Genomic DNA, 23,700 nt, shown 5'->3' with positions numbered 1-23,700 from the left:
ATCACAGAATGAATTTATTTATTTTCTTTGCCTGGCAGTGGGTTGCGGATTTCCCTTCCTAACGGTCTAAAAGGAATAAGTAAGGAAGGGACCGGCCAGCAGCGGCGGTGGAAACCATCCGCTCAGCATCTTCCAGCCCCCAAAAAACCAAAGATCGCGCTTCTTTGGAAATATTCCGGTTGACAGCGGCAGGCCCTCGCTCTTGCGAGCGTTCAAGGCGTCCAGGCAGTGGAGCATGAAGGCCGCTCTGCAAGCAGCGTCACTAGCTACACCACCGATCTATTCAGGATTCCTGGGTTGATTACCGCAGCTTATCGAGGTGATGGAGAGGATCACTTTGCAGGGGGCAGACCAGAGTGGCCATGCACATCCATCGGCACCCTTCGCCATTAAAGAGGTGATGTAGACTCCACCTGCTCGTGGAGGATCGGGAGATGTCCTGTGTCGCTGGTGAGCGACGGCACCGCGTCACGCTCACGCGAGGACCGATGCCCGCGCGATCTTTACGATGGAGAGCTGGTCAAGGCGATCAGGACTTCGGCGGGGTGATAATCACTCTGTTGCGACCAGAAGCTCGACCCGAGCATGCCGAAGCGCGTCTACGATATCGTTGGGCGGTGGAGCATCCGTCACCAGGCGATCAATTCGGGAGAGGGGAACTACCGGGAATACGGCAGGCTGTCCCATCTTGCTGCTGTCTGCGAGAACCGTAACTTTTTGGGCATGTTCGATCATGGCCTGAGCCACTTCTGCTTCCCGTTCATCGAAATCGAGAATGCCGCCGACCTGGAGACTGCCAACCGTAAGCACCACATGCTCAGCCCTGAAATCAGCAATCTGCCGGAGGGTGGTTCTTCCCAGCATTTCCTGTGCATCAGGCACAAATTCGCCACCAAGCACGTGAATCTTATGGCGGAAATCGCGCACGGCCCCGAAGATGGAGGCAATCCCCAGTGAATTGGTGATCACGGTGCATTGGCGAAGAGGGGCCAATTCTTGTGCGAAGGCGAGAGTGGTCGTGCCGGTGTCGACGAAAAGGGAGGAGCCCGGCTCGAACGGGGTCGCGGCCAGGCGAGCCAGTTTCTTCTTCGCCTCGCCATGTCGGGTCAGGCGGACGCTGAAGCTTTCTTCTGCTACCTGGAAGTTGGCTGCGTCCGTCAGGGATCTGGCGCCGCCGTGGTAGCGCCGAAGCAGTCCGTCGCGATCCAGGGCAACCAGATCCCGCCGGATCGTCTCTCGTGAGCTGTCCAACGCCTCCGCGAGCTCATCCACGCTATGGCTGTGATTGCGCTGAACCAACTCGACAATTCGCGCACGCCTTTCAGTAGGATGCATTGTTATTCAGCTCCAGGTCTGCTCGAAGATCAGGGTCTCTCTCCATCAAACGCAGAAGTCTTCCCGAGACAAGCCTGAACCAAGCCGGGACCGGTCAACCAGTCCCGGCGGGCGTTGTTCACTTGACGAAGGTTTTGTTCAGACCAAGGGACCGATCCACGATCAGACCCGATGATAAAGTTCGACGGGCAGGGTCGTCATGCGAGGGCCCGCGAGAAACAGGGTGATCACCACCTCGTCGAAGGATACCAGGAAGCAAAGTGCCGTCGCCGCGATAAGGCCGGGTGTCATTGCCGGCAGGGTTATGCGGCGGAATACCACCATCGGCCGCGCACCCAGGGTCGCTGCCGCTTCCTCAACAGTCAGGTTCAACCCAGTGAGAGAGGTGGTCAGAACACGCAACGCGTAAGGCAGGGTCACCGTCATATGCGCCATCACCAGACCACTGAAGCTGCCCATCACCCCCAGAGACGCGAAGACGATGAGGATACCCAGGCCGAGCACGATCGTGGGCAGCAGCAACGGCGCGGTCAACAGGTTGAACAGCGCGTTGGTTACCTTGGACGGAAACCGGACGATCGCATAAGAGGCAGGCAGGGCGACGACGATGGAAAGCAATGTCACCACCGTTGCGAGGCCGAGGCTTGTGATGAACGCATCCATCATCCGGCCATCCCCGAAGATGGCGCGATACCAACGCAGGCTCCAGCTGGAGGGCGGAAAGGCCAGGGTCTGGTCATCGCTGAAGGAAAGCGGGAAGACCAGGATTACCGGCGTCAGCAGGTAAAGGAATAGGATGCTGACGAGCAATTTCATCGGCAATCCCATGCGGTTGTTGTCCATGATATGTCCTCAGGCCGTTACCAGGCGCAAAGCGCGCGCATATCCGCGGCCGACCAGTTGAGCGACACCGACTCACCGATGGTCGGGAGCGCCTCTTGCGAACGGGTCGACCGCTCCACCATTATGGTCTGGTCGCCGGAAGCGACTTCCAGTTGGACCAGGTCGCCGACATAGGTCACCTCGGTGAGCCGACCGCTCAGGCCGTTTTCGCCGGCGGCGGCCGGATCGTTGATGGTGATGCGGTGAGGGCGGATCATCATTGTCACGTTCCCCGAAATGCCTGCGGACCCACGGATCTCGACGCCGGATAGCCCATAACGGCCGCTGCCATCGCCGCGCGCGGTCAGGCGGTTCGCACGACCGACGAAGGAAGCGACAAAGGGATTGGCCGGGGCTTCATAAATCTCGCGTGGGGTGCCGGCCTGCATCAGCTTGCCAGCCTGCATGACCACGATCTTGTCGCACATCGCGAGCGCTTCGACCTGGTCATGGGTCACAAACAGCGCCGTAATACCGGTCTTCTGCTGGATCTCGCGGATCTCCCGGCGCATTTCATCCCGCAGTTTCGCATCAAGATTGCTGAGAGGTTCATCCAGGAGCAGGATCGAGGGCCGCACCACCAGCGCACGTGCCAGGGCAACACGCTGTTGCTGGCCGCCAGAAAGCTGCGTGGGCTTGCGGTCTTCCTTGCCTTCCAGATGGACCATCCGAAGCGCGTCCCGCACCCGTGCCTTGATTTCATCCTTGCCGATCCCGCGCATCTCAAGACCGAAGGCGACGTTTTGGGCGATCGTCATGTGCGGGAAGAGGGCATAGGACTGAAAGACGAGTCCCATGTCGCGCTGATAGGTGGGGGTAGAGGTCACGTCCCTTCCGCCCACGAGAATCTCGCGGGAGGTCACTGGGATCAAGCCAGCCACCATTCGCAGTGTGGTGGTTTTCCCGCAGCCGGACGGGCCGAGGAGTGCGACCAGTTCGCCTCCCTGGATGTCGAGGTTCAGGTTATCGACCCCAACGAAATCCTGATATTTCTTCGTGAGCCCGCGAAGGTGAAGCGGAACACCCGTTCCCGCGGTCCGCGAGGGGCTCGGTTGGTCTGAAGGCATGGGTCATTCCCCTGTCTGGATCGCGCTTGCGCCACGCTTGGGATGGGTTGAAGCGGCCGGCTGTCCGGCCAGATAGCTGGCCGGGCCCCTCAGGGGCCCGGAGGCTTCATTCAGCGCGCAATCACCTTGCGGCGCCATTCCTGCATGATCCGCTCGCGGGCTGGCTGCCAGCCGCAGGCACTCCCAGCACCATCCAGAGGCTGGATGGGTGGAGCACGATCCGGATGAGTTGTTGAAGAACATCCGGGCGGTCCTTGCTGCCGCAGGACGGGTTGATGCCATTGCGCTCGCCAATCAGGGCGAGAGTTGCCTTGCCTGGGATGCGCAATCCGGCGAGGCGCTCTCGGTGCGCTCCCAGCCCTCATCGGCGAAAGGGTCCACGCCGCGCAGTTTACCTAGATGCCGGAGGAACCGATCCTCGAGCGAGGCGAGCGTTTCTCCGGGATCGAAGGTTCGGACGAGAAGGAACGGGATGCGGGGCATGCGGGATTCCTTTCGGCAAAGCCGGGTCGTTGACCGGGGTCAGCCGGCCGTGCGGTGAGGCAGGATAGGGGCGGGTTCAGGGCAAGGGGCGCACGACCGAACGCCGGCGGGTTTTCACTCAGCGCATGTGAGCGGAAACATGATCGGGGCAGGGCGGTGATTGCGCCAGGACCGTGAGAGGGCCGTGTCGGCCCTGAAGCCTGCAGCAAAGCCTTGATGAAACGCGTGTTGCTGCGGCATCGTGATCGCTTTCGAGACACGGCTCCGTCGTTCGGAAAAGCGGCGCTTTCCGGCGGGATCGTGAGGGTTTGGAAACTCCGGAGATCCGGCAGCCGTCAGGCCGCGCCATCGCTCCGGAACGGATTGAAACGACCTTGCCGGGCAGCGACTCGACCGTCAACGGGTCGGATCCGGGCCTGTGCAGCAGATCACGATCACGGGCGGCGATTGAGCGCTTCCAGGTAATGCATTGAAATTGCCGAATTTATTGCAGAGCCAGTCGAAGCGATGGACAGTAATTGGTTGTAGAAAGGACAAAAAGGGGCCCGAATGGTCATTATTTCGGTTGTTCGACATCCTAGATCCCCCTATGGTTGAATTTCCCCGATAACCGGAGTTATGTAATCAAATATACCCCAACTCCCACCATCACCATCCGGCTTCAGCCGCGCAAATTCCGCCGTTCCCCGGCTGATCCACCTTCATGATGGCGTGATCGTCGGTTGCGCCGTATTCTCACCCGGCAAGCAACCGCTCGAGCTGTCAAGGAATGCCCGTGCGCGGGCGGCCCTGTCGGAGCCGCTACAACCAGACGGCTCCTAAAAGCACCATCTCGCAGCAGTCCGATCATCATGCGCCCGATGGCCAGGACAGGCCGCATCGATGCGCAGGCGCGGCATGACGCAAAAGCGCATGCGAACGGATCGGGCCAAGGGAAGCCGGCCCGATCAAGGGCTTCAGGCCATGTTCAGGGCCTGCTTGTAGATTTCCAGCACCGCCTCTTCTTCGGCGACCTGGTCCTTGTCCTTCTTTCTCAGCGAAATGATGGACCTCAGCGCCTTGGTGTCGTAGCCGCGCCCCTTGCTCTCGGCGTAGACCTCCTTGATCTGCTCGGCGATGTCCTTCTTTTCCTGCTCCAGATGCTCGATCCGCTCCACGAACTGACGCAGTTCGTCCGCAGTCACCTGATACGAATCCATTTGCTGCTCCATTTGCTGTTGCGGATCGCGATGCGCGGCGCGCAAGGCCGCGACACCATCTCCATGCTTTCCGCCGCGGGTCTAGGCGGTCTTGCGGCCGGGTGCAATCGCCGCTAGGCCGTCGCTGGCAGACGGAGGCGGAAGATGACGATCTGGGACGGGCTGATCTGGGGCGGAACCGGGCTGACGGTGATCGGGCTCGTTGCGCTGGCATGGTGCATCGTCACGGCCGCGCGGGCCAAGGCGCGGATCTCGGACGACGACCAGATGCGCGCCACCATGCGCAAGGTGGTCGCCGTGAACATGGCCGCGCTGGCCGCGTCGGTCCTGGGGCTGATGCTGGTCGTCCTGGGCATCATGTTGGGCGGCTGAGATGCGGGCCCTGGTCCAGCGCGTCGCCGAGGCCCAGGTCAGGGTCGCGGGCCGCAGCATCGGCCGCATCGGGCCGGGCCTGCTGGTGCTGGTCTGCGCCATGCGCGGCGATCCCGAGGACGCGGCGGCGAAACTGGCCGCGCGCGTGGCCAAGCTGCGCATCTTCCGCGACGAGGCCGGCAAGATGAACCGATCGGTCCAGGACATCGGCGGCGCGGTTCTGGTGGTCAGCCAGTTCACGCTCGCCGCCGACACCAGCACCGGCAACCGCCCCGGATTTTCCACCGCCGAGACGCCCGAGCGCGGCGAGGCGCTGTATCTGCGCTTTGCCGAGGCGCTGCGCGCACTCGGCCTGCCGGTCGAGACCGGCTCCTTCGGCGCCGACATGCAGGTGTCGCTGGTCAATGACGGTCCGGTGACGATCTGGATGGATTCCGCAGACCGCGCTTGACTTTCGCAGCCGGAACCCTCATTTGCGACGGGTTGCCGCCCGCTGCCGCGTGAGCAGCCGGCGCCCTTGCGCCAAGGTCGGCACCGATTTTCCAGTTTCCCATTCACGCGGGGAGGCTGCGGGCATCACCGTATCCACGCCCGCCCCTCGCAACCAGCCGTGCGATCCGCGCGGCCCCAGCCATGCGCGCCGATACGCGGGCGACCTGGCCGAAAGACGACATGACGAACGAAACCACCCGCCCGAACCGTTCGGGCAACCCCCGCGCCCAGCAAGGCGGCAAGCCGCGCTTCCGCAGCGACAAGCCCAACACCAACCACCGCCGTCACCGCGCCGAGCCGGAAGAGAAGTTCATCCGCCGCGCCATCCCCGAGATGGACACCGCCTTCACCCGCATGGGGATCGACCCGCGCGTGGCGATCAACCTGCCGGGCCTGGGGATCGAGACCCCCTCGCCCATCCAGGAGAAATCCATCCCCGGCATCGTCGCCGGCCGCGACCTTCTGGGCCTGGCGCAGACCGGCACCGGCAAGACGGCGGCCTTCGGCCTGCCGATGCTGACCCGGCTGCTGAACATCGGCCGCAAGCCCGAGCCCCGGACCTGCCGGGCGCTGATCCTGGCGCCGACGCGGGAACTGGCGACCCAGATCGCCGAGAATATCGACAACTATGCCATCGGCACGCCGATCCGGCAGTTCCGCGTCGTCGGCGGCGCCTCGATCAACGTGCAGACCCAGCGGCTGGAACGCGGCGTCGACGTGCTGATCGCGACGCCGGGCCGGCTGATCGACCTGATCGAACGCGGCGCCGTGGACCTGTCGCAGACCAAGTATCTGGTGTTGGACGAGGCCGACCAGATGCTGGACATCGGCTTCATCCACGCGCTGCGCCGCATCGCCAAGATGCTGCCGCGCGAACGCCAGACGCTGCTGTTCTCGGCCACCATGCCGAAGCTGATGGAGGAGCTGGCCGACAGCTACCTGAACGATCCCCTGCGCGTGGCGGTGAACCCGCCCGGACAGGCGGCGGAAAAGATCGACCAGGGCGTGCATTTCGTCAACCAGGGCGACAAGGCGACCCTGCTGGCGGAATACCTGTCGAAACATGTGGACGAGCTGGCCATCGTCTTCGGCCGCACCAAGCACGGTTCGGAAAAGCTGTCGAAGCTTCTGGAGAAATGGGGCTTCAAGGTCGCCGCGATCCACGGCAACAAGAGCCAGGGCCAGCGCGAGCGGGCATTGGCGAGCTTCCGCGCCGGCGAGACCAAGGTGCTGGTCGCGACCGACGTGGCGGCGCGCGGGCTCGACATTCCGCAGGTGGCGCATGTCTATAACTACGACCTGCCGAACGTGCCGGAAAACTATGTCCACCGCATCGGCCGCACCGCCCGCGCCGGGCGCGACGGCCGCGCCATCGCCTTCTGCTCGCCCACCGAGACCGGCGAGCTGCGCGCCATCGAAAAGGCGATGAAGGCCAAGATCGCCGTGGTCGGCGGCGAGGAACCCTTCGAGGCGGCCAAGATCCGCGAGCGCGGCGGCCCGGCCGGCCGCCCGGCCCAAGGCGCGGCGCGCAAGCGCCCTGCCCGGCGCCCCTCGCGCGCGCCGAAATCGACGCAGCGCGGCTGATCCCGCCGATATGCGCGCAAACGTGAGCCGCCGCCCCGTCGCGGCGGCTTGCGACCATCGGGCCGTCGCGGCTATCTGCCGGCATGGCCAAGCTTTACTTTCATTATTCCACGATGAACGCCGGCAAGAGCACGCTCTTGCTGCAGGCGTCCTACAACTATCGCGAGCGCGGCATGGCGACGCTGCTGCTGACCGCGGCGCTGGACGACCGCGCCGGCAGCGGCCGCATCGCCAGCCGCATCGGCATCGCCGAGCCCGCGCTGGGTTTCACCCCCGAGGCCGATCTTTTCGCCCTGATCGAGGCCGAGGGCCGCGATGCCGCCTGCATCTTCGTCGACGAGGCGCAGTTCCTGACCGAGGACCAGGTCTGGCAACTGGCCCGCGTCGCCGACGATCTTGGCCAGCCGGTGATGTGCTATGGGCTGCGGGTCGATTTCCGCGGCCGGCTGTTTCCCGGCTCGGCGGCGCTGCTGGCCTTGGCCGACGACCTGCGCGAGGTGCGCACCATCTGCCATTGCGGGCGCAAGGCCACCATGGTCGTGCGCCAGGACGAAGGGGGCCGGGTGCTGCACCAGGGCGCCCAGGTCCAGATCGGCGGCAATGAAACCTATGTCTCGCTCTGCCGGCGCCATTGGCGCGAAGCGATGGGAGAAATCCGATGAAGGCCAGCAATACCGACCGCGCCTATGGCTGGGTCGCCCGCTTCTTCCACTGGACGGTCGCCGTCCTGATCCTGGCCGCGATCGCCGTCGGGCTTTACGCGGACAACCTGCCCGAGGGCGGCGACGCGCAGATGCAGGCGATCTTCGCCGCCTATTCCCTGCACAAGACCCTGGGCATGGCGGCGCTGGCCCTGGTGGCGGCGCGGTTGCTCTGGACGCTGGGGCAGCCGAAGCCCGGCCCCCTGCACCCCGAGCGGCGGCTGGAGACCCTTGGCGCCGAGGCGGTGCATTGGGCGCTGTGGATCGGCATGATCGTCATGCCGCTGTCGGGTTGGCTCCTGCATTCGGCGGCGCCGGGCGGCTTTGCCCGCATCCTCTGGCCCTTCGGCCAGCGCCTGCCCTTCGTGCCCGAGGACGTGGCCCTGTCCGAGCGTTTCGGGGTCTTTCACGAATTGGGCTGGTGGCTGCTGGCCGGGCTGATCCTGCTGCATGTCCTGGGCGCGCTGAAACATGCGGTCATCGACCGCGACGGCACCATGCACCGCATGGCCGGCGATCCCGCGCTCGCGCCCGAACCGACCGCCCCGGCCTCGGGCATCCTGCCGCATCTGCTGGCGGCCGTGGCGGGGCTGGGGCTTTGGGTCGGCATCGCCCTGGTGCCGGCCTTGGTGTCGACCTCGATTCCGGCCGACGCGCCCGCGGTGCAGCAGCCGGCGGCATCCGTGCCTGCGACCGCTTCGGGTGCGGGCTGGGCGGTGGACCAGGGCAAGCTGGAGATCGAGGTCGTCCAGGCCGGCAATCCGGTCGCGGGCCAGTTCGGCCAATGGCAGGCCGATATTTCCTATGACCCGGACAGCCGGACCGGGCAGGTGCGGGTCGAGGTCGACATCGCCTCGCTGACGCTGGGCGCGGTCAGCGACGCCGCCAAGGGACCGGATTTCCTGGATGCCGCCGCCCATCCGACCGCCGTCTTCGAGGCCGAGATCCTGCCACCCGCGGCCGAGGGGCAGCCGCATGTCGCGCAGGGCCGGCTGACCGTCGCCGGCCAGGCGGTCGAGGCCGCCCTGCCCTTCGAACTGGTCATCGAGGGCGACGTGGCGCAGGCGCAGGGCCGGATGCAGCTCGACCGCCGCGATTTCGGCATCGGTGCGAGCTATGCCGACGAGGGCACCGTGGGCTTTGCCGTGGCCGTGGGGTTCGAGCTGAGCGCCAGGCGGCAATAGGGCAAGGGCCGCCTCGACGGGCGGCCCTGCCTTGGGTATTCGGGAAACGGTGACGGCGCGGCAGGAAAAAGGCCGCCTCGGTGGGCGGCCTTTTCCGATGGGTATTTGGGGAACGAAGAAGCCGGGCTCAGCCGACCAGTTCGAGGCCCGAGAAGAAGAAGGCGATCTCGCGCGCCGCGGCTTCGGGGCTGTCCGAGCCGTGGACCGAGTTTTCGCCGACCGAGAGGGCGAATTCCTTGCGGATGGTGCCCTCGTCGGCATTGGCCGGGTTGGTCGCACCCATGACTTCGCGGTTCTTCAGGATGGCGCCCTCGCCTTCCAGCACCTGCACCACCACCGGCTCGGAGGTCATGAATTCGGTCAGCTCGCCGTAGAAGGGGCGCTCCTTGTGTTCGGCATAGAACTGGCCGGCTTGCGCCAGCGTCAGCTGGATGCGCTTTTGCGCGACGATGCGCAGGCCGGCTTCCTCGAACTTGGCGTTGATCTTGCCGGTCAGGTTGCGCTTGGTGGCGTCGGGTTTGATGATCGAAAGCGTGCGTTCGATGGCCATGGGATCGTCCTTTTCCTTGTTCCGGCCGCAGGTGGCGCGGAAATCCGCGCCCCGTTAGCATGGGCGGCGGCGCTTGAAAAGCCGGCGCGGCCCCGGCCCGCGCCTTGGCACGGGGCTTTGATGACGGCATTGACGGCGCGCGCGGCTTGCGCCATGCGGGGGCGCATGCTGCGCATCGACGACATATCCTATTCCATCGCCGGACGGCCGCTGTTCGAGCACGCCTCGGCCACCATCCCCGACGGCCACAAGGTCGGCCTGGTCGGTCCGAACGGCGCCGGCAAGACCACGCTGTTCCGGCTGATCCGGGGCGAGCTGGGCCTGGACGGCGGCGCCATCACCCTGCCGCCCCGCGCCCGCATCGGCGGCGTCGCGCAGGAAGCGCCCGGCACCGCGACGAGCGTGCTGGAGACGGTGCTGGAGGCGGACGCCGAGCGCGCCGCCCTGATCGCCGAATCCGCAAGCGCCGCCGATCCCGCCCGCATCGCCGAGATCCAGACCCGGCTGGCCGACATCGATGCCTGGTCCGCCGAGGCGCGGGCCGCGACCATCCTGCGCGGCCTGGGCTTTTCGACCGAGGACCAGGCCCGGCCGACCAGCGACTATTCCGGCGGCTGGCGCATGCGGGTGGCGCTGGCCGGCGTGCTGTTTTCCCAGCCCGACCTGCTGCTGCTGGACGAGCCGACCAACTACCTGGACCTGGAAGGCGCGCTGTGGCTGGAAAGCTACCTGGCGAAATATCCCCATACCGTCATCGTCATCAGCCATGACCGCGACCTGCTGAACCGCGCCGTCGGCCATATCCTGCACCTGGAGGATCGCAAGCTGCTGCTTTACTCCGGCGGCTACGACACCTTCGCGCGGACCCGGGCCGAGAAGCGCGCCCTGCAGGCCGCCGAGGCCAGGAAGCAGGACGCCCGCCGCGCCCATCTGCAAAGCTTCGTCGACCGTTTCCGGGCCAAGGCCACCAAGGCGCGCCAGGCCCAGGCCCGCATCAAGATGCTGGAAAGGATGGAGCCGATCACCGCCCCGGAAGAGGCGAAGTTCCACCGCTTCGGCTTTCCGCAGCCCGACCAGCTGTCGCCGCCCATCGTCTCGCTGGACGGGGTTTCGGTCGGCTATGACGGGCGCGCGGTGCTGCGGCGGCTGAACCTGCGCATCGACCAGGACGACCGCATCGCGCTTTTGGGTCGCAACGGCCAGGGCAAGTCCACGCTGTCCAAGCTGCTGGCCGGCCGGCTGGAGGCGATGGAGGGGCGGATCGCGCGTTCGGGCAAGCTGCGCATCGGCTATTTTGCCCAGCACCAGGTCGACGAGCTGGAACTGATGGACACCCCGCTGGACCATGTCCGCCGGCTGCGCCCGGACGAGCCGCCGGCCCGGCTGCGCGCCCGACTGGCCGGCTTCGGGCTGATGGAGGCCCAGGCCGAGACCCGCGTCGGCCAGCTGTCCGGCGGGCAGAAGGCGCGGCTGTCGCTGCTGCTCGCAACCATCGACGCGCCGCATCTACTGATCCTGGACGAGCCGACCAACCACCTGGACATCGAATCGCGCGAGGCGCTGACCGAGGCACTGAACGACTATACCGGCGCCGTGGTGCTGGTCAGCCACGACATGCACCTGCTGAACCTGGTGGCCGACCGGCTGTGGCTGGTGGACCAGGGCGGGGTCAGCCCCTGGCAGGGCGACCTGGACGACTATCGCCGCATGCTGCTGGCCGGCGAGGAGAAGTCCGAGCCGAAGCCCGAGGCGAAACCGGCGCCCAAACGCCCCGCGCGCGAGAAGGTCCTGGAGCTGCGCGCCGAGGCCCGCCGGGCCGAGGAGCGGGTCGAAAAGCTGACCGCCATGCTGGAAAAGCTGGATGCGATCATGGCCGATCCCGCGACCTATGACGACGCGCAGAAGGCCGAGGCCTGGGGCCGCAAGCATGCCGAGGCCAGCGAGGCGATGCAGCGCGCCGAGGGGCTGTGGATGGAGGCGCTGGAGCGGCTGGAGGAAGCCCAGCGGGCCTGAGCGCAACACCCGCGAATTATTGTCTAAAATTCTCCAGACTCCGCTTGCCCTGATGCCGGGTTTCGACGCAGGGTGCCGACCGATTTGATAAGGATTCGCCATGACCCGGATTGCCGCGCTTGCGCTTCTTGCCGCCACCGCCCTGACCTCGCCCGCCGCGGCGCAGTCGCTGGGGCTTGGGCGCGGGCTTTCGGTCGATGCCGGGCTGGGGGTGAAATACAGCCCCGAGTTCATGGGGTCGGACAACCTGGACGCCTCGCCCTGGATCATCCTGCGCAACGGCGATGCCGACCGCGGCAAGAAGGACGGGATCTCGATCCTGCCCTCGCTGAACTATGTGGGCAAGCGCGATGCCGACGATCACGAGGATCTGCGCGGCATGCGCGACATCGGCCGCGCCGGCGAATTCGGGGTGAAGCTGTCCTGGCGCATGGGCGACATGACCAGCTATGGCGCCATCCGCAAGGGCTTCGGCGGCCATCACGGCGTGGCGGGCGAACTGGGCGCGAAATACCGCTATGAGGTCAACGACAGGCTGACGCTTTGGACCGGGGCCGAGCTGGGCCTGGGCGACCAGGATTTCGTCGGCACCTATTTCGGCGTCGACGGGAACGAATCGCGGCCGGGCCGCGCCGCCCACAGCCCCGACGGCGGCGCCTATATCGCCCGCGTCAGCGTCGAGGCGCGTTACGAATTCATGCCCGACACGGCGCTGATGGGGCGGCTGACCTATGGCCGGCTGCTGGGCGATGCCGGCGATTCGCCCCTGGTGCAGACCCGCAGCCAGCCCTCGATCAGCATCGGCGTGGCGCGGCGGCTGAACTTCCGCTTCTAAGCGGCTCTGGACCCCGGAAGGCACAAGTCCTATATCATTGCCAAGATTTTACAGGACACGCCGCATGAGCACCGAGAATCTCAAGGAAGGCGACCCGCTGATCGCGCCTTCGACGACCGACCATCCCCTTTACGAAAGCGTGGTCGAGGCCTGCAAGACGGTCTACGACCCGGAAATCCCGGTCAATATCTTCGACCTGGGGCTGATCTATACCATCGCCATCGACAACGAGAATGCGGTGCGCATCGTCATGACCCTGACCGCGCCCGGCTGCCCCGTCGCGGGCGAGATGCCCGGCTGGGTCGCCGATGCGGTCGAGCCGCTGCCCGGCGTCAAGCAGGTCGATGTCGAGATGACCTTCCTGCCACAATGGGGCATGGACATGATGTCCGAAGAGGCCCGCCTGGAGCTTGGCTTCATTTGACGGCGCGCGAGGACATGCTGGCCGGCCGGCCCTACAATCCCGGCGATGGCGAGTTGGTGGCGATGCGCAAGGCCGCGCAGGGATTGATGCGCGACTACAACGCCACCATCATCGGCGACAAGACCCGCGCCCGCACCCTGACGCAATTGCTGGGCACCTGGAACGGCGCGGTGATCCGCACGCCCTTTCATGTCGATTACGGCAAGCACATCCATTTCGGGCCGGATTGCTTCGTGAATTACGGCTGCTTCTTCATGGACATCTGCGAAATCCGCATCGGCGCGCGCTGCCAGTTCGGCACCGCCGTGCAATTGCTGACCGAGGACCGCCCGCGCGAGCGCGACAGCCGTGCCAAGGGCGTCGAATGGGGCAAGCCCATCACCATCGGCGATGACGTCTGGGTCGGCGGCGGCGCGGTCGTGCTGCCGGGCGTCAGCATCGGCGACGGCGCCATCGTCGGCGCCGGCGCGGTCGTGACCCGCGACGTGGCAGCCGGCGCGACCGTGGTCGGCAACCCTGCCCGTCCCTTGCCGGCGAAATCCTGAGCGTCAGAGAAACATCCGGTGCCGGCCGCGGCTGACCAGGTGCAGCCCGCCCTGGCTGACCGGCATTTCGGCCAACCGCTCCAGCGGCAGGTCCATGGCCACCAGCCGCAGCATGCGCAGGGTGATGCCATGCGTCACGATCAGCGCCGGGCCGTCCAGGTCGTCCAGGAATGCGCGCACCCGCACCTCGAGCCCGGCGAAATGCTCGCCCCCCGGCGCCATGTCATACCAGTCCAGCGGCCCTCGGGCGAAGGCTTCCGGGTGCGCCGCGTGCAGTTCCGACGAAAGCCGGCCGCTGAATTCGCCGATGTCGATTTCATGCAGGCGCTCGTCCAGGGCAAAGCCCTGCCCGCCAAAGGCAATGCGCGCGGTCTGCTGCGCCCGCCCCGCGGTGCTGGCAAGCCGCGCCATGCCGCGCAGATCGCGCACCAGCCAGGCCAGCCGCCGCGCCTGTGCCTCGCCCAGCGGGGTAAGCGGAGAATCCAGCCGGCCCTGCATCCGCCCCTCGACGTTCCAGACCGTCTGGCCGTGCCGCATCAGGTAAAGGTCCGGCCAGTCCGGCATCAGGCCCATTTCGCCATGGGCGGCAGGCTCATCAGCACCGCCTCGGGGTCGTGGCCGGTGGCGAGGCCGAACTTGGTGCCGCGGTCATAGACCAGGTTGTATTCCGCATAAAGGCCGCGATGGATCAGTTGCGCGTCCTTGTCCGCCTCGTCCCAGGGCCGAGCCATGCGCTTTTCGGCCAGGGGCAGGAAGGCGGGCAGGAAAGCCTCGCCCACCGCCCTGGTAAAGGCGAAATCGGCATGCCAGTCGCCGCTGTTCAGGTCGTCATAGAAGATGCCGCCGACGCCCCGCGCCCTTCCGCGATGCGGGACAAAGAAATACTCGTCCGCCCAGGCCTTGAAGCGGTCGTAGTAATCGGCGCCATGCGGGGCGCAGGCAGCGCGCAGGGTGGCGTGGAAATGCGCGGTATCCTCGGCATATTCCAGGCAGGGGTTCAGGTCGGCGCCGCCGCCGAACCACCAGGCGCCCGGCGTCCAGAACATGCGCGTGTTCATGTGCACCGCCGGCGCATGCGGGTTCTGCATATGCGCGACCAGGCTGATCCCCGAGGCCCAGAAGCGCGGGTCCGCCTCGATCCCCGGCACGCCGCGGGCCGCCATGGCCTGGCGGGCGGCAGGGGACAGTTCGCCATGCACCGCCGACCAGTTCACGCCGACCTTTTCGAAGACCCGGCCCCCGCGCATGACCGACATCAGCCCGCCGCCGCCATCCTCGCCGCGCCGGGTCTCGCGGACCTCGAAACGGCCGGGCGCGGCGCTGCCGGGGCCGCGATCCTCCAGCGCCTCGAAGGCGGCCACGATGCGGTCGCGCAGCTCGCGGAACCAGGCCGCGGCCTTCTGTCGCTCATCGTGCATTTCCATGGGCTTGCCTCCGCATTCGTGAATTGCCCCACCTGGGGGACGGGCTTATGCTTCGGACGAAACAACTAGAGATCCCGGCCATGACCCGCAACATCCTGCTTGCCCTGATGCCTGTTCTGGTTGTCGCATCCTGCGGAACCCCGCAAGAGCAATGCATCAGCCGCAACACCCGTGAATATCGCACCGTCTCGAACCTGCTGGCCGAGGTCGAGGCCAATCTGGCGCGCGGCTATGCCTGGGAAGAGCGCACGGTGATGCGCACCCAATGGGAAGATTGCCGCTATGTCTGGGTGGACAAGGACGGCAACCGCCGGCTGGGCTATCGCCCCTGCCTGCGCGACGTCGCCGATACCGAGCGCTACCGGGTGCCGATCGACCCGGCGGCCGAGACGCGCAAGCGCGACAACCTGCTGGCGCGCAAGCAGGCGCTGATGCCCGCCGCCCGCGCCGCGGTCGACGCCTGCAAGGCCGCCTATCCCGAAAAGGACGGATAACGCTCAGTAGACGCCGGGCGCCAGCGGGTCGCCCAGGCTGCGGCCGCCATCGACGCGCAGGATCTGCCCGGTGACAAAGCTCGACGCCTCGCTGGCCAGGAACTGCACCGTCGCCGCCAGTTCGTCCGCCCCGGCGATCCGGCCCAGGGGCGTCGCCGCGATCATGCGGTCGCGCAGGCCCGGATCCTCGCGCAGCTTCAGCTGCAGGTTGTTCGACATGATGCTGGCGAAGGCGACGCCGTTCACCCTGATCCGCTTGGGCGCCAGGGCCGAGGCGAGCGAGCGCGTCGCCTGCGCCTGCGCCGCGCTGGCGATGGAATAGGCCAGCATCTGCGGCTGCGGCCAGTCGGCGGCCAGCGAGGTGACGTTGACGATGGCGCCGTGCTGGATCGCCTCCTCGCCGGCCTCCTCGGCCTGGGCCATCATCCGCTTGGCGACCATCTGCGACAGGCGCAGGCCGGAACTCATGTTCTGGCGCAGCATGTCGCCCAGAAGGTCGTCGTTCACCGTCAGCGGGTCGCAGCCCTGCACCATGCGATGCGCATTGACCAGGATGTCCACCCGGTCGAAGGCGTCGATGGTGGCCGAGACCAGGTTCGCCAGCGTCAGCTTCTGCCCCAGGTCGCCGGCAAAGGCGCGCACCGGCCCCTCGGCCGCGGCCTGGTCGCCCAGTTCGGTCATCAGCGCCGCCTCGTCGCTGTCGGCGAACATGACATTGGCGCCCGCCTCTTCGAAATGGCGGGCGATGGCCAGGCCGATGCCGCGGGCGGCGCCGGTCACGATGGCGGTCTTGCCCTGGATGGACAGGCTCATCTTTTCCTCGCTCTCGACAGGGGGGCTTTCGACTGCGGGCCTTTCGACTGGGGCCGCCCGGCTCCGCCGCGCCGCGCGCCCGAGGCGGTCAGGATCTTGAACCGCGCGTCTCCGCCCAGCTCGGTGACTTCGGCAAAGCATTCGCGCAGCGCCTGCTCATAGGGAAGGTGGCGGTTGGCCACCATCCACAGCCGCCCTGCCCCGGTCAGCAGCCCCGCCGCCGCGCGGATGAAGCCGGCGCCGAGCCTCGGGTCGGCCGCCCGCCCCTCGTGGAAGGGCGGGTTCATGATCACGCCGTTCACCGGCTCGGGCAGGCGGAAATCCAGCGCATCCGCCCAGTGAAAGCGCGCGCGCGGATCGGCAATGTTGCGCCGCGCGCAATCCAGCGCCGCGGCATCGGCCTCGACCAGGTGCAGCAGCTCGACGCCGGGATGGGTCAGGATCTGCGCCGAAAGCCAGCCCCAGCCCGCGCCCAGGTCGACGATGCGGGTCGGCAGTTTCTCGGGCAGCGCCGCCGCCAGCGCCTGCGAGGCGGGGTCCGGCCCGTCGGCCGAGAACACGCCCGGCCGCGTCACCATGCCGGGCGCGGCCGGGTGATCCTGCGCCGCCCAGCCCTCGGGCAGCCAGCCCGGCTGGGGCAGCGTCACCCGGAAGATCTTGCCATGGGCGCGCGACTGGACCTCGTCCACCGGGGCCAGGGCGCGCATCTCCTTCATCACCGCATCGACGCCGTCGGTCTTTTGCCCGTCGATCCACAGCGAGGCGCCCGGCGCCAGCCGCGCCGCGGCCTCGGCGATGCGCGCCCGCGCCTCGGCCCGCGCCCGCGGCAAAAAGACCACGGCGCCGTCGAAATCGCCCGAGGCCGCCGTCTCGACGTCGTAGCCACGCGATTTCAGCGCCCGGTGGTCGGGATAAAAGCCCTGCACGATCTGCACGCGGGCGGGATCGAAGGACGAAAGATCGGTCGCGGCGCCCGCGCCGATCAGCAGCATGCGCCCTTCGGGCGGCGTGCCGCCAAAGACAAGTTCCAGCCGTGATCCAGCCAATTTCTACTCTTTTTCCATGGTGCATTGCAGCGGATGCTGCTGGCGGCGGGCCAGTTCCATGACCTGCGCCACCTTGGTTTCGGCGATCTCGTGCGAGAAGACGCCGACGACGGCCACCCCCTTGCGATGAACCGTCAGCATGATCTCGATCGCCTGGGCGTGGTTCATGTTGAACAGCCGCTCAAGCACATGCACGACGAATTCCATCGGCGTGAAATCGTCGTTCAGCAGCAATACCTTGTACATCGGAGGCCGCTGCGTGCGGGGTCTGGTCTTGACCCCCAGTTCGACCTCTTCGCGGTCCCCAGGTCGGTTGGTCATCTGCGGTTTGGTCACGACGCTCGTATCAGGATATGGACGGTTCTGGGACCGAATATAGAGCCTTTCCCCGCGCTTGATAAGCCCCGCCCCCGCCGCCGGGATGCGAAAGCCCCGGCAACCTGCGGCAGATTGCGCGGCATGGGCGCAAACTTGCGGTTTCCGAACACGGGAATGCGTGTTATTGTCATTTCATTAATGAAGGGCCCGCATAATGAACGGACCCTCAGAGGCAGAAGAGACCGGGACAGTGAGCAGAATCACCAGAAAAGTCCGCTTGGGACTGATGATCCTATTCGCCTGGGCATTGCCCATGGCGGTGGCCGCCGCCCCCTTCGCGGCCTTCGTCATGGATGCGCGCACCGGGCAGGAAATCTATGCGCAGAACGCGGATACGCGGCTTCATCCGGCCTCGCTGACCAAGATGATGACGCTCTACATGGCCTTCAGCGCCGTCGAGCGCGGGCAGGTGCGGCTGGACAGCAAGTTCCTGGTGTCCAGCCATGCGGCCGCGCAACCGCCCTCGCGGCTGGGGCTGAAGCCGGGCCAGCGGATCGAGCTGCGCTACCTGATCCGCGCGGCGGCGGTGAAATCCGCCAATGACGCGGCCACGGTGATCGGCGAGGGGCTGGCGGGATCCGAGGCGAAATTCGCCGCGCAGATGACCCAGATGGCCCGTGCCCTGGGCATGCGCAACACGCATTTCCGCAACGCCAACGGCCTGACGGCCGAGGGGCATTATTCCACTGCCCGCGACATGACGGTCCTCGGGCGGCGACTGTTCTACGATTTCCCGCAATATTACTCGATCTTCTCGCGCCGCTCGGCCGATGCGGGGATCGCCACCGTCGCCAGCACCAACAAGCGCTTCCTCGACAGCTACGAGGGCGCGGACGGCATCAAGACCGGCTATACGCGGGCGGCGGGCTTCAACCTGACCGCCTCGGCCAAGCGCGGCTCCAAGCGGATCATCGCCACGGTGCTGGGCGGCACCTCGACGGCGCATCGCAACCAGGTCATGGCCCAGCTGCTGGACGCCGGCTTCGGAAAGGCCCCCACTCGTGTGCGAGAGGTGAAGCCCGCGCCGCCGCAGCTGGTGGCCGAGAAGAAGGTGCGCCGCACCGTGCAGGTCGCCCGCACCGAACCGCAGCAGGCAACGACCGTGCGGCTTGCCAGCTCGGACCGTCCGGTGGCGCGAGCCTCGACCGTGGCGGTGGTGACGCCGGCGGCGATCTCGGCCGCGGTCTCGCGCGCCCAGGCGGCCGCGGCACCGGCCCCTGCCCGCAGCGGCAGCTCCCTTGCCGCCAGCGCCCGGCCGGCGCGCAAGCCCGGCACCGGCCAGTTCGCCAATGTCGCGACCGATCCCGAACTGCTGGCCCGCGCCGCCCGGCCCGAGGCGCGGCCGGAAGAAGGCGATGCCTCGGAACCCGCGGCCGTGCCGGTGAATGCCGTCCGCCCTGCCCCGGCGCCGCGCGACGACCGTTCGGCCGGGCTTTCCGCGCCGGCGGCGGGCTCGCCCTCGCTGTTCGTGCAGGCGACCCAACCGCAGCCGGAAAGCATGGCGCTGCTGGCCTCGCCGGCCCCGGCGCAGCGGTCCGAGACGATCATCCTCGCCTCGCTCGACCCCGAAGAGGATGCCGCGCCCGCGCCGACCGAGATCGTCGCCCGCGGATCGGATTCGGGCGGCAAGGGCTGGGGCGTCTCGCTGGGCCTGTTCCGTTCGCAATACGAGGCCGAGCAGATGCTGCTGAAAACCGCGCTTCAGGAAAGCGGCGCGCTTGGCAGCGCGCTGAGCCGCGTCGCCAATACCAAGCGGGGATTCGAGGCGAATTTCGTCGGGATGAACCGGGAAACCGCGGAACTCGCCTGCGGCCGGATCGCCGCGCGGCAGCAAAGCTGCCGGGTCCTCGGCCCCTGACCTCGCCGACCTTCACCGGCCGAGGGGTTCGCCGCCACCAAGCAACAAGGGCGCCATGGTCCGGCAGGACCAGGCGCCCTTGGCATTCCGCCTTGGCATTCCGCCTTGGCATTCCGCCTTGGCATTCCGCCTTGGCATTCCGCCTTGGCATTCCGCCTTGGCATTCCGCCTTGGCATTCCGCCTTGGCATTCCGCCTTGGCATTCCGCCTTGGCATTCCGCCTTGGCATTCCGCCTTGGCATTCCGCCCTCCCTGCAAGCCGGACCGCTTGGGCAACCTGTACCGCTGCATAGCGGGTGCGAGGCCGCGCGGCCGGTCACATTCCCGCGGCAAGCTTGCGTTTCCAGATGCGCGGGCCCGACAGCCGCCGGGCTAAAGCGGCCCCAGCCGGCGTTCTTCTGAAAGCATGACATTGGCCTCGACCTGGCCCACGCCGGGCAGGGTCATGATGCGGCGGCGCAGGATGCGCTCGAAATCGGCGATATCGCGGGCATGGATGCGCAGGCGGTAGTCGAACTGCCCCAGCACATGCTGCACCACCTGCACCTCGGGGATCGCCGTCACTGCGCGCTCGAAATCCTCCAGGCTGACGCGGCCCTTGGCGGCCAGCCGGATGCCCAGGAACACGGTGACGCCGAAGCCCAGGGCGGGCTTGTCCACCACCACCCGGCGCCCGGCGACCACCCCCGCCTCGGTCAGCCGGCGGATGCGCCGCCAGGCCGCGGGCTGGGTCAGGCCCAGGGTCCGGCCGATCTCGGCCGCGCCGCGCGTCGCATCCTCGGCCAGAAGCCGCAGGATCGCCAGATCCGTCGCATCGGGGTGAAAACTCACAGCGGCAGCTCCTGCACGTCCTTGATGGTCGAGACCAGCATCAGCGCATCGCTGTCGGCCACATGCGGCAGGGTCAGGATGCTTTCGCGATAGAGCTGCTGCCAATGCGCCATGTCGCGGGCGATCACCGACAGCCGCAGATCGACCGAGCCCAGGAAGGTCTGGATCTCGGTCACTTCGGGCACGCGCCGGGCGGCGGCGATGAACTCGTCGAAGGCGCGGGGATGGGTCTTGTCCAGGGTAAAGCGCAGGCTGACCTGCACCTCGTAGCCAAGCCTGCGCCAGTCGATGCGGGCTTCGGTGGCGCAGATCACCCCCGCCTGGCGCAGCCGTTCCAGCCGGCGCCACAGGCTGGCCGGCGTGACCCCTGCCCGCTCGGCCAGCTCGGCGTTCGCGATGTCGGGATCGGCCAGAAGCTGGCGCAGGATGCGGCGGTCGGTCGCGTCGGGCATGAATTTTTCACCTTTATGGCATTCTTGGCATGATTGTCGCCAAAACTCCAGCATATCCGCGAAGATTGCACAGAACTGCCATCGGAACGCTGCTAGAACCCTCGCATCGAAACGAGGGAGATCCCGATGCGTGTCTATTACGATCGCGACTGCGATGTGAACCTGATCAAGGACAAGAAGATCGCCATGCTGGGCTATGGCAGCCAAGGCCATGCCCATGCGCTGAACCTGCGCGATTCCGGCGCCAAGAACCTGGTCGTCGCCCTGCGCGAGGGTTCCGCCTCGGCCAAGAAGGCCGAAGCCGAGGGGCTGAAGGTCATGGGCATCGCCGAGGCCGCCGCCTGGGCCGACCTGATCATGTTCACCATGCCCGACGAGCTGCAGGCCGAGACCTATCGCAAATACGTGCATGACAACCTGCGCGAAGGCGCGGCCATCGCCTTTGCCCACGGGCTGAACGTGCATTTCGGCCTGATCGAGCCCAAGCCCGGCGTGGACGTGATCATGATGGCGCCCAAGGGCCCCGGCCACACCGTGCGCGGCGAATATGTCAAGGGCGGCGGCGTGCCCTGCCTGGTCGCCGTGCATCAGGACGCCACCGGCAAGGCCATGGACATCGGCCTGAGCTATTGCTCGGCCATCGGCGGCGGCCGCTCGGGCATCATCGAGACGAACTTCCGCCAGGAATGCGAAACCGACCTGTTCGGCGAGCAGGCGGTGCTGTGCGGCGGCCTGGTCGAGCTGATCCGCATGGGCTTCGAAACCCTGGTCGAGGCCGGCTACGAGCCGGAAATGGCCTATTTCGAATGCCTGCACGAAGTGAAGCTGATCGTGGACCTGATCTACGAGGGCGGCATCGCCAACATGAACTATTCGATCTCGAACACCGCGGAATATGGCGAATACGTCTCGGGCCCGCGCGTGCTGCCCTATGAAGAGACCAAGGCGCGGATGAAGGCGGTGCTGACCGACATCCAGACCGGCAAGTTCGTGCGCGACTTCATGCAGGAGAACGCCGTGGGCCAGCCCTTCTTCAAGGCGACCCGCCGCATCAACGACGAACACCAGATCGAGAAGGTCGGCGAGAAGCTGCGCGGCATGATGCCCTGGATCTCCAAGGGCAAGATGGTGGACAAGGAGCGCAACTGAGCGCGATGCCATGGAAAGCCCCGCCCCGGCGGGGCTTTTCCATTTCGCGGGCGCAGAGGCGCGCGGCGGGAGCCGGCATATCGCGTCGGGCGAGCTTTCCCGATCGCGGAGGCCGCAGGCCACGCCGCCCTTGGCCGGGCATGTGCTAGCCCGGCAGGCCGGGCGTTTTCAGGGCAAGGAACATGCGGATCATCGACAGGCAGGCCGTGCGGGTCATTCTGCTGACGCCCGAGGACCGGGTGCTGCTGATGCGGGTCGATTACGGCGGCGGCGACTGGTGGATCACCCCCGGCGGCGGCACCGAGCCGGGCGAGACGCCGGAACAGACCCTGCGCCGCGAATTGGCCGAGGAGCTGGGCTTGGCCCTGCCCGCCCTGGGCCCGCTGGTCTGGCGGCGCCGCGTGACCATGACGCTGCACCGGCAGCGCTGGCGGCAGTCCGAGGACTATTTCCTGGTCGAGACCCCCGGCTTCACCCCGGCGATCCAGGACGCGCCCGAAGCCGCCACCATCCGCGAATTCCGCTGGTGGAGCCTGGCCGAGATGCGCCACACCTCCCAGCGCCTGGCCCCGGCCGGACTGGCGCGCATCGTGCTGGACTATCGCGAAAGCGGGCCGCCCGGCAGCCCGCCCGAGATAGAAATCATCGAGGATTGATCGCTAAGCAGCGAAAACATTGTCGAAAAACGCCAGTTCCAGCGTGACGGCGCGGCGGAAGAAGTCCCGCGCCTGCTCTGCGGCCTCGGGGCCCGCCCGGTCGAATTCGTCGCGCAGGAAGCCGACGAAATCGCGGAAGAAGGGATTGTCGTGCAGCGTGATCCATTCGGCATGGACGAAATTCGCCGGCAGCGGCTGGGTCGCGCGCATGGCCCAGTCGAGATAGAGCCCCTCGGCCACGTTCAGCACCGCCAGAACGGCGGGATAGGCGCGCGTCTCGGCCGCCTCGCGCATCAGCGCCTGGAAACCCGCGGTAGGGGCGCTGTCGGGAATGGCGGCGCGGTCCGCCTCGCCTACGCCAAGCGTGGCAAAGGCGCGCAGGAAATAGTCGTTCTCCTCGCCCGAGACCATGCCGGCGAAGCGGCCGAAGCGCAGCCGCGATTCGAAACGGTCGGCCGAGGCGATGGCGGCGCCCAGAAGCGTCAGGAAGGCGTCGAGGAAACGGTGGTCCTGCACCAGGTAGCGCGCCATCGCCGCATCCGCGATGCTGCCGTCGCAAACTTCGCGCACGAAGCGGTGGCCGACGGCGGCGGACCATTCCGTCGCGCATTCCCGGCGCAGGGTCTCAAAGAAACTTTCGGTCATCATGCCCTCATGGCTTGGGGGCGAGACCGTCGGTGCGGCGGCCTCGCGGTGAGGCCGGCAAAAGGCAGGTGCGTCATTCCCATTCCTCCGCCGGCATGATCCGGGTCAGGTTCAAAGGGTCACCGCGCCGCCCGTTGCAGGTCGCACCGGGCCAGCGGTTTCTCAGCCCCTTGCCGGGGCTCCCCTTGGTGGCGCCAAGGTTAGCGCGGATGGCCGCGGCTGTCACGCGCCGCCCACAGGATCGTGAGCCGGGAAATCCGGGAGCGGCCGGGCCCGAGGCGGCATTCC

General features: G+C 67.0%; 27 protein-coding genes and 1 riboswitch. Of the genes, 13 read left to right on the top strand and 14 right to left on the bottom strand.

Annotated features, from left to right (window positions below; genetic code table 11):
• Window positions 1-552: 552 nt before the first annotated feature.
• The 5 genes from E3U25_RS13735 to E3U25_RS13715 all read right to left on the bottom strand — a co-directional run bounded on the left by E3U25_RS13735 (window position 553) and on the right by E3U25_RS13715 (window position 4,966).
• On the bottom strand, window positions 553-1,335 hold the full coding sequence (locus E3U25_RS13735; protein ID WP_116222778.1) for a DeoR/GlpR family DNA-binding transcription regulator: 783 nt from the start codon (window positions 1,333-1,335) through the stop codon (window positions 553-555).
• A 162-nt stretch (window positions 1,336-1,497) separates the two neighbouring features.
• Complete coding sequence (locus E3U25_RS13730; RefSeq protein ID WP_244295311.1) at window positions 1,498-2,178, bottom strand: ABC transporter permease; 681 nt, start codon at window positions 2,176-2,178, stop codon at window positions 1,498-1,500.
• A gap of 17 nt (window positions 2,179-2,195) precedes the next feature.
• Entirely contained in the window at window positions 2,196-3,284 is a 1,089-nt protein-coding gene (locus E3U25_RS13725) for an ABC transporter ATP-binding protein (RefSeq protein WP_116222777.1), read from the bottom strand.
• A gap of 294 nt (window positions 3,285-3,578) precedes the next feature.
• Window positions 3,579-3,767 (bottom strand): hypothetical protein, encoded by a 189-nt coding sequence (locus tag E3U25_RS13720; protein ID WP_036758520.1) that lies wholly within the window; start codon window positions 3,765-3,767, stop codon window positions 3,579-3,581.
• Window positions 3,768-4,723: 956 nt separating this feature from the next.
• Window positions 4,724-4,966 (bottom strand): DUF2312 domain-containing protein, encoded by a 243-nt coding sequence (locus tag E3U25_RS13715; protein ID WP_083539266.1) that lies wholly within the window; start codon window positions 4,964-4,966, stop codon window positions 4,724-4,726.
• A 144-nt stretch (window positions 4,967-5,110) separates the two neighbouring features.
• Here E3U25_RS13715 and E3U25_RS13710 point away from each other — a divergent pair, with 144 nt between their 5' ends.
• The 5 genes from E3U25_RS13710 (at window position 5,111) to E3U25_RS13690 (ending at window position 9,299) form a co-directional block, all read left to right on the top strand.
• Window positions 5,111-5,338, top strand: a complete 228-nt coding sequence (locus E3U25_RS13710; RefSeq protein ID WP_083539265.1) for a hypothetical protein — start codon at window positions 5,111-5,113, stop codon at window positions 5,336-5,338.
• Window position 5,339: 1 nt separating this feature from the next.
• The gene (gene dtd, locus E3U25_RS13705; RefSeq protein WP_116222776.1) at window positions 5,340-5,789 is read left to right on the top strand and encodes a D-aminoacyl-tRNA deacylase; all 450 of its coding nucleotides are present in this window, start codon (window positions 5,340-5,342) and stop codon (window positions 5,787-5,789) included.
• Window positions 5,790-6,010: 221 nt separating this feature from the next.
• Window positions 6,011-7,414, top strand: a complete 1,404-nt coding sequence (locus tag E3U25_RS13700; protein WP_244295309.1) for a DEAD/DEAH box helicase — start codon at window positions 6,011-6,013, stop codon at window positions 7,412-7,414.
• A gap of 83 nt (window positions 7,415-7,497) precedes the next feature.
• Window positions 7,498-8,076: a thymidine kinase gene (locus E3U25_RS13695; protein ID WP_036758515.1), complete on the top strand. Its 579-nt coding sequence runs from the start codon at window positions 7,498-7,500 to the stop codon at window positions 8,074-8,076.
• The gene (locus tag E3U25_RS13690; RefSeq protein ID WP_116222774.1) at window positions 8,073-9,299 is read left to right on the top strand and encodes a cytochrome b/b6 domain-containing protein; all 1,227 of its coding nucleotides are present in this window, start codon (window positions 8,073-8,075) and stop codon (window positions 9,297-9,299) included. Before E3U25_RS13695 ends, E3U25_RS13690 begins: the two co-directional genes overlap by 4 nt.
• Window positions 9,300-9,426: 127 nt before the next feature.
• On the opposite strand, the gene ndk is transcribed toward E3U25_RS13690, so the two are convergent.
• Complete coding sequence (gene ndk, locus E3U25_RS13685) at window positions 9,427-9,849, bottom strand: nucleoside-diphosphate kinase (RefSeq protein ID WP_011748041.1); 423 nt, start codon at window positions 9,847-9,849, stop codon at window positions 9,427-9,429.
• A gap of 165 nt (window positions 9,850-10,014) precedes the next feature.
• On the opposite strand from ndk, the gene E3U25_RS13680 reads away from it, so the two are divergent.
• The 4 genes from E3U25_RS13680 to E3U25_RS13665 all read left to right on the top strand — a co-directional run bounded on the left by E3U25_RS13680 (window position 10,015) and on the right by E3U25_RS13665 (window position 13,666).
• On the top strand, window positions 10,015-11,862 hold the full coding sequence (locus E3U25_RS13680; RefSeq protein ID WP_036758546.1) for an ABC-F family ATP-binding cassette domain-containing protein: 1,848 nt from the start codon (window positions 10,015-10,017) through the stop codon (window positions 11,860-11,862).
• A gap of 100 nt (window positions 11,863-11,962) precedes the next feature.
• Window positions 11,963-12,697, top strand: coding sequence for a MipA/OmpV family protein (locus tag E3U25_RS13675; protein WP_114535534.1), 735 nt, complete (start codon window positions 11,963-11,965; stop codon window positions 12,695-12,697).
• A 64-nt stretch (window positions 12,698-12,761) separates the two neighbouring features.
• Window positions 12,762-13,121, top strand: coding sequence for a DUF59 domain-containing protein (locus E3U25_RS13670; RefSeq protein ID WP_036758506.1), 360 nt, complete (start codon window positions 12,762-12,764; stop codon window positions 13,119-13,121).
• The gene (locus E3U25_RS13665; RefSeq protein ID WP_208021383.1) at window positions 13,118-13,666 is read left to right on the top strand and encodes a sugar O-acetyltransferase; all 549 of its coding nucleotides are present in this window, start codon (window positions 13,118-13,120) and stop codon (window positions 13,664-13,666) included. The genes E3U25_RS13670 and E3U25_RS13665 overlap by 4 nt, the downstream gene beginning before the upstream one ends.
• A gap of 3 nt (window positions 13,667-13,669) precedes the next feature.
• Here E3U25_RS13665 and E3U25_RS13660 read toward each other — a convergent pair whose 3' ends face one another.
• The gene (locus tag E3U25_RS13660) at window positions 13,670-14,230 is read right to left on the bottom strand and encodes a histidine phosphatase family protein (RefSeq protein WP_244295307.1); all 561 of its coding nucleotides are present in this window, start codon (window positions 14,228-14,230) and stop codon (window positions 13,670-13,672) included.
• Complete coding sequence (hemF, locus tag E3U25_RS13655) at window positions 14,230-15,090, bottom strand: oxygen-dependent coproporphyrinogen oxidase (RefSeq protein WP_114535536.1); 861 nt, start codon at window positions 15,088-15,090, stop codon at window positions 14,230-14,232. The genes E3U25_RS13660 and hemF overlap by 1 nt, the downstream gene beginning before the upstream one ends.
• A gap of 80 nt (window positions 15,091-15,170) precedes the next feature.
• Between hemF and E3U25_RS13650 the strand changes: the two genes are divergently transcribed.
• The gene (locus E3U25_RS13650) at window positions 15,171-15,584 is read left to right on the top strand and encodes a hypothetical protein (protein ID WP_036758498.1); all 414 of its coding nucleotides are present in this window, start codon (window positions 15,171-15,173) and stop codon (window positions 15,582-15,584) included.
• A gap of 3 nt (window positions 15,585-15,587) precedes the next feature.
• Here the strand turns inward: E3U25_RS13650 and E3U25_RS13645 are convergent, their stop codons facing one another.
• Genes E3U25_RS13645 through clpS form a run of 3 tightly spaced genes read right to left on the bottom strand, consistent with a single transcriptional unit; the run spans window position 15,588 to window position 17,764 of the window.
• Window positions 15,588-16,397, bottom strand: a complete 810-nt coding sequence (locus E3U25_RS13645; protein ID WP_036758495.1) for an SDR family NAD(P)-dependent oxidoreductase — start codon at window positions 16,395-16,397, stop codon at window positions 15,588-15,590.
• Complete coding sequence (locus E3U25_RS13640) at window positions 16,394-17,443, bottom strand: class I SAM-dependent methyltransferase (protein ID WP_116222772.1); 1,050 nt, start codon at window positions 17,441-17,443, stop codon at window positions 16,394-16,396. The genes E3U25_RS13645 and E3U25_RS13640 overlap by 4 nt, the downstream gene beginning before the upstream one ends.
• A 3-nt stretch (window positions 17,444-17,446) precedes the next feature.
• Window positions 17,447-17,764, bottom strand: coding sequence for an ATP-dependent Clp protease adapter ClpS (gene clpS / locus E3U25_RS13635; RefSeq protein WP_024845416.1), 318 nt, complete (start codon window positions 17,762-17,764; stop codon window positions 17,447-17,449).
• A 310-nt stretch (window positions 17,765-18,074) separates the two neighbouring features.
• Here clpS and E3U25_RS13630 point away from each other — a divergent pair, with 310 nt between their 5' ends.
• The gene (locus tag E3U25_RS13630) at window positions 18,075-19,679 is read left to right on the top strand and encodes a D-alanyl-D-alanine carboxypeptidase family protein (RefSeq protein WP_116222771.1); all 1,605 of its coding nucleotides are present in this window, start codon (window positions 18,075-18,077) and stop codon (window positions 19,677-19,679) included.
• A gap of 372 nt (window positions 19,680-20,051) precedes the next feature.
• Here the strand turns inward: E3U25_RS13630 and E3U25_RS13625 are convergent, their stop codons facing one another.
• Both E3U25_RS13625 and E3U25_RS13620 read right to left on the bottom strand, forming a co-directional pair.
• Complete coding sequence (locus tag E3U25_RS13625; protein ID WP_116222770.1) at window positions 20,052-20,510, bottom strand: Lrp/AsnC family transcriptional regulator; 459 nt, start codon at window positions 20,508-20,510, stop codon at window positions 20,052-20,054.
• Entirely contained in the window at window positions 20,507-20,962 is a 456-nt protein-coding gene (locus E3U25_RS13620; RefSeq protein WP_116222769.1) for an Lrp/AsnC family transcriptional regulator, read from the bottom strand. The genes E3U25_RS13625 and E3U25_RS13620 overlap by 4 nt, the downstream gene beginning before the upstream one ends.
• Before the next feature lie 126 nt (window positions 20,963-21,088).
• Here E3U25_RS13620 and ilvC point away from each other — a divergent pair, with 126 nt between their 5' ends.
• Entirely contained in the window at window positions 21,089-22,111 is a 1,023-nt protein-coding gene (gene ilvC, locus E3U25_RS13615) for a ketol-acid reductoisomerase (RefSeq protein ID WP_036758482.1), read from the top strand.
• A 182-nt stretch (window positions 22,112-22,293) separates the two neighbouring features.
• On the top strand, window positions 22,294-22,767 hold the full coding sequence (locus E3U25_RS13610; RefSeq protein ID WP_116222768.1) for an NUDIX hydrolase: 474 nt from the start codon (window positions 22,294-22,296) through the stop codon (window positions 22,765-22,767).
• Window positions 22,768-22,770: 3 nt separating this feature from the next.
• On the opposite strand, the gene E3U25_RS13605 is transcribed toward E3U25_RS13610, so the two are convergent.
• Complete coding sequence (locus E3U25_RS13605; protein ID WP_116222864.1) at window positions 22,771-23,412, bottom strand: TenA family protein; 642 nt, start codon at window positions 23,410-23,412, stop codon at window positions 22,771-22,773.
• 65 nt (window positions 23,413-23,477) lie between these two features.
• Window positions 23,478-23,608: riboswitch (TPP riboswitch) on the bottom strand.
• Between the last annotated feature and the right edge of the window lie 92 nt (window positions 23,609-23,700).

Origin of the sequence: Paracoccus versutus (assembly GCF_029909795.1) — a bacterium.
Lineage (GTDB): Bacteria > Pseudomonadota > Alphaproteobacteria > Rhodobacterales > Rhodobacteraceae > Paracoccus > Paracoccus versutus.
This window is presented reverse-complemented; position numbering and strand designations above follow the sequence as displayed.

What these genes read in the sequence shown, in the direction of transcription:
- ndk (WP_011748041.1), bottom strand. Translation starts at nt 9,849, where the DNA reads ATGGCCATCGAACGCACGCTTTCGATCATCAAACCCGACGCCACCAAG.
- E3U25_RS13700 (WP_244295309.1), top strand. Translation starts at nt 6,011, where the DNA reads ATGACGAACGAAACCACCCGCCCGAACCGTTCGGGCAACCCCCGCGCC.
- E3U25_RS13725 (WP_116222777.1), bottom strand. Translation starts at nt 3,284, where the DNA reads ATGCCTTCAGACCAACCGAGCCCCTCGCGGACCGCGGGAACGGGTGTT.
- E3U25_RS13670 (WP_036758506.1), top strand. Translation starts at nt 12,762, where the DNA reads ATGAGCACCGAGAATCTCAAGGAAGGCGACCCGCTGATCGCGCCTTCG.
- ilvC (WP_036758482.1), top strand. Translation starts at nt 21,089, where the DNA reads ATGCGTGTCTATTACGATCGCGACTGCGATGTGAACCTGATCAAGGAC.
- hemF (WP_114535536.1), bottom strand. Translation starts at nt 15,090, where the DNA reads ATGGAAATGCACGATGAGCGACAGAAGGCCGCGGCCTGGTTCCGCGAG.
- E3U25_RS13630 (WP_116222771.1), top strand. Translation starts at nt 18,075, where the DNA reads ATGGCGGTGGCCGCCGCCCCCTTCGCGGCCTTCGTCATGGATGCGCGC.
- E3U25_RS13620 (WP_116222769.1), bottom strand. Translation starts at nt 20,962, where the DNA reads ATGCCCGACGCGACCGACCGCCGCATCCTGCGCCAGCTTCTGGCCGAT.
- E3U25_RS13695 (WP_036758515.1), top strand. Translation starts at nt 7,498, where the DNA reads ATGGCCAAGCTTTACTTTCATTATTCCACGATGAACGCCGGCAAGAGC.
- E3U25_RS13710 (WP_083539265.1), top strand. Translation starts at nt 5,111, where the DNA reads ATGACGATCTGGGACGGGCTGATCTGGGGCGGAACCGGGCTGACGGTG.
- E3U25_RS13660 (WP_244295307.1), bottom strand. Translation starts at nt 14,230, where the DNA reads ATGCCGGACTGGCCGGACCTTTACCTGATGCGGCACGGCCAGACGGTC.
- dtd (WP_116222776.1), top strand. Translation starts at nt 5,340, where the DNA reads ATGCGGGCCCTGGTCCAGCGCGTCGCCGAGGCCCAGGTCAGGGTCGCG.
- E3U25_RS13650 (WP_036758498.1), top strand. Translation starts at nt 15,171, where the DNA reads ATGACCCGCAACATCCTGCTTGCCCTGATGCCTGTTCTGGTTGTCGCA.
- E3U25_RS13690 (WP_116222774.1), top strand. Translation starts at nt 8,073, where the DNA reads ATGAAGGCCAGCAATACCGACCGCGCCTATGGCTGGGTCGCCCGCTTC.
- E3U25_RS13675 (WP_114535534.1), top strand. Translation starts at nt 11,963, where the DNA reads ATGACCCGGATTGCCGCGCTTGCGCTTCTTGCCGCCACCGCCCTGACC.
- E3U25_RS13605 (WP_116222864.1), bottom strand. Translation starts at nt 23,412, where the DNA reads ATGACCGAAAGTTTCTTTGAGACCCTGCGCCGGGAATGCGCGACGGAA.
- clpS (WP_024845416.1), bottom strand. Translation starts at nt 17,764, where the DNA reads ATGACCAACCGACCTGGGGACCGCGAAGAGGTCGAACTGGGGGTCAAG.
- E3U25_RS13610 (WP_116222768.1), top strand. Translation starts at nt 22,294, where the DNA reads ATGCGGATCATCGACAGGCAGGCCGTGCGGGTCATTCTGCTGACGCCC.
- E3U25_RS13735 (WP_116222778.1), bottom strand. Translation starts at nt 1,335, where the DNA reads ATGCATCCTACTGAAAGGCGTGCGCGAATTGTCGAGTTGGTTCAGCGC.
- E3U25_RS13715 (WP_083539266.1), bottom strand. Translation starts at nt 4,966, where the DNA reads ATGGATTCGTATCAGGTGACTGCGGACGAACTGCGTCAGTTCGTGGAG.
- E3U25_RS13645 (WP_036758495.1), bottom strand. Translation starts at nt 16,397, where the DNA reads ATGAGCCTGTCCATCCAGGGCAAGACCGCCATCGTGACCGGCGCCGCC.
- E3U25_RS13680 (WP_036758546.1), top strand. Translation starts at nt 10,015, where the DNA reads ATGCTGCGCATCGACGACATATCCTATTCCATCGCCGGACGGCCGCTG.
- E3U25_RS13730 (WP_244295311.1), bottom strand. Translation starts at nt 2,178, where the DNA reads ATGGACAACAACCGCATGGGATTGCCGATGAAATTGCTCGTCAGCATC.
- E3U25_RS13720 (WP_036758520.1), bottom strand. Translation starts at nt 3,767, where the DNA reads ATGCCCCGCATCCCGTTCCTTCTCGTCCGAACCTTCGATCCCGGAGAA.